This is a genomic window from Bradyrhizobium sp. P2_E8 (assembly GCF_056403875.1).
Window position 1 is genome coordinate 1 of record NZ_JBFUES010000884.1, and the last position, 3,135, is coordinate 3,135.

The following is a 3,135-nucleotide window of genomic DNA, read 5'->3' on the forward strand; positions in this document are numbered from 1 at the left end:
GTCCAGGTCAGATGCGCGCCGAGGCCCGAGGTGAGCAGGCCCATCGAGGTCTCGAAATTCTCGTTCCAGTGTGCCTTGATCAGATCGTCGATGATGCGGAATTCAAGCGAGATGCCGAGCGAAGTGATGATCGAGGGAACGATGAGGCTCGCGATCGCCGAGTAGAACAGGATGCTTTGCGCCTTGAACTTGCGGCGGAAGGCCATGCCGGCGGCGACCGACAGCACGACGGTGACAATCATGACGATCACGCCGAGCAGCAGCGAGCGGCGGAAGGCCGCGCCGAGATCGACGATGCCGGTGCCCTGGAACAGCTTTGCGATCCAGAAGGTGGACACGCCATTCATCGGGAAGGTGAGGCCGCCCTGCGGCCCCTGGAACGACAGCACGTAGATCGCGATCATCGGACCGTAGAGAAACAGCACATAGGCTGCGAAGAAGATCGCGAGCACGTAGAAAGAGCGCGGGCGTCCTTCCTTCATGCTCAGAGCTCCTTCTTGATGTCGACGATGCGCGACATCATGGTGATGATCAGGAACGTGATCGCGAGCAGGATCACGGCGTTGGCCGCTGCTGCGGGGAACTGCAGCGCGTTCACCCGCGTCTCGATGATCTTGCCGGCCGCCGCAATCTGCTGGCCGCCCATCACGCCGATGGTGATGAAATCGCCCATCACGATGGTGATGACGAAGATCGAGCCGATCACGATGCCGGGCTTGGCGAGCGGAATGATGACGTTCACGAGCGTCTGGAAGCCGGTGGCGCCGGCGTCATAGGCGGCCTCGATCAGCGACTTGTCGATGCGCACCATCGAATTGAAGATCGGCACCACCATGAAGAAGGTGAAGAGGTGCACCAGCGCCAGCACGACGGAGAATTCGGAGAACAACAGCCATTCCAGCGGATGGTTGATCAGCCCCGTCTTGACGAGGCCGGAATTGACGAGGCCGTTGCGGCCGAGCAACGGAATCCACGCGATCATGCGGATCWCGTTGGAGGTCCAGAACGGGATCGTGCAGAGCAGCGACAATCCCATCTGCCAGGTCTTGGACTTGATGTGGAAGGCGAGGAAGTAGGCGACCCAGAAGCCGATGAAGAGCGTGAGGGCCCAGACCAGGAAGCACAGCTTCAGGGTCATCAGATAGGTCTTGCCGATCGTGCAGAGATCGGGGAGCTGCGCGATGCAGCCTTCGAACGTGTCGGTGTAGCCGCGGCCGGAGAACGCCGGCAGCAACTGGTATTCGTTGTAGTCCCAGAACGAGACGATGACGACGAACACCAGCGGGATCAGGAAGAAGGCGAGAAACACCAGCATCATCGGCCCGGCCTGGAGCCAGGAGATGAAGGACGGCGACAGGCGCGTCACTTTCGCGGCGCGCGCTGTGCCCGACCCCGGGATCAATCCCGGGGGTGCCTGTTGCAGGATGTCTTCCGACGTGTCCATCAAATTACGCCGCGATGAACTCGTTCCACTTGCGGACCATGTAGTCGTTCTCGTCCATCACCGCGTTCCAGCAGGCGACGCCGCCCATGCGGTCCTCGTAGGAACCGCCGTCGCGCACCGCGCCGGCCTTCTCCAGCAGCGAGCCGTCGGGCGCCTTGATGTCCTTCTCGGCCGGCTTGCCTTCCATCCAGTAGGCCCACTCGTAGGGCTCCATATGCGCCTTCGCGGTGGAGAGCACGGCCGAGTAGTAGCCCTGGCGGTTGAGATAGGCGCCGGCATAGCCGGACAGGAACCAGTTGACGAACTCGTAGGCCCATTCGAGCTTGGCTCCCGACACGCCCTTGGAGACGCAGAAGCCGGAGGCCCAGGAGCGGTAGCCTTCCTTGAGCGGCTGGAAGGTGCAGGGGATGCCCATCGAGCGCACCTTCGTCACCGCCGGCGACCACATCGACTGGATGACGGTCTCACCTGAAGCCATCAGGTTGACGCTCTCGTTGAAGTCCTTCCAGAACGCGCGGAACTGGCCGGCCTTCTTCGCCTCGGTCATCACCTTCATGGTGAGATCGATCTCTTCCTTGGTCATGTTGCCCTTGTCGGCATATTTGTACTTGCCGGTGGCTTCCACGACCATGGCGGCATCCATGATGCCGATCGAGGGGATGTTGAGGATCGAGGCCTTGCCCTTGAACTCGGGGTTGAGCAGCTCGGCCCAGGTGCTGATCGGCCGCTTGATCAGGTCAGGACGGATGCCGAGCGTGTCGGCGTTGTAGACGGTCGGGATCAGCGTGACGAATTCGGTCGCCGACGTCGCGAACTTCTTGGAGTCCTTGCCTTCGAGATAGAGCACCTTCCAGGGTGCGGTGCCCTGGCCGCCGATCTTCTTGCCGCCAGGCGTCTCGCCCTTGGTGAAGACGGGCGTGATGTTGTCGAATTCCTTGATCTTCCTGGCGTCGAGGGCAAGGATGTTGCCCGACGGCACCAGCTTCTTCAGCGAGAAATATTCGGTGTCCAGCACGTCGAAGGAGTTCGGCTGGGTCATCACGCGCTTGGTGACGTCGTCGGTGGTCGCGGTGATGTATTCGATCTTGATGCCGGTGTCCTTGAGGCACTGCTTGGAGATGTCGTCGCCCTCGTTCACGGCGGTGCCGAGATAGCGCAGCACCTTGGTTTCCGCCGACTTCACATAGGGAAAGCCGGTGATGGCGCCGGAGCCGGCGGCAAGGCCGGCGAGACCCGCGGTGCTCTTCAATAGCGTACGGCGGCTGACGCCGGTCTTCTTGGTCGTCTCGGTCATATTGCTCACTCCTCTTCTGTGTTGCGCATTTTCTGGATGACGGCGCTATTGCAGGCGCTGCGCCTTGGCGGGATCCCAGGTGGCCAGCACGCGATCGCCCGGTCGGAACGGGTGAACGTCGAAGGCGGCCTCGGGGAGATGGGAGAACAGGGCGGTGCCGTCGTCGAGCGTGAGCGAGACGGCGATGTAGGAGCCCTGGTACTCGGTCTGGGTCAGCAGCGCTGGCGCGCCGTACGCGCCGTCGGCGAACGGCACGATGCCGAGCTGATCGGCGCGCACGGCGATGAGTTTGCCGGCGTCGCTGAGGACGTTATGGCCGCCGATGAAGCGCGCCACGAATTCGGTGCGGGGATGGTGGAAGATGTCGCGAGCGGTGCCCTGCTGCTCGATCTTGCCG

Annotated in this window: 4 protein-coding genes; all 4 read right to left on the bottom strand. The window is 62.3% G+C overall.

The features are described 5' to 3' along the window. Positions 1 to 482 (bottom strand): ABC transporter permease (locus tag AC1D00_RS33665; RefSeq protein ID WP_477013640.1); only part of this gene is annotated, 482 nt, incomplete at its 3' end. 2 nt (positions 483 to 484) lie between these two features. Then, positions 485 to 1,444, bottom strand: a complete 960-nt coding sequence (locus tag AC1D00_RS33670; RefSeq protein WP_477013641.1) for an ABC transporter permease — start codon at positions 1,442 to 1,444, stop codon at positions 485 to 487. A gap of 4 nt (positions 1,445 to 1,448) precedes the next feature. Beyond that, positions 1,449 to 2,738 carry an ABC transporter substrate-binding protein gene (locus tag AC1D00_RS33675; RefSeq protein WP_025575684.1) on the bottom strand — a complete coding sequence of 430 codons (1,290 nt, stop codon included), beginning with the start codon at positions 2,736 to 2,738 and terminating at the stop codon, positions 1,449 to 1,451. 45 nt (positions 2,739 to 2,783) lie between these two features. Next, on the bottom strand, positions 2,784 to 3,135 hold a 352-nt coding region (locus AC1D00_RS33680), incomplete at its 5' end, for a TOBE domain-containing protein (RefSeq protein ID WP_477013642.1).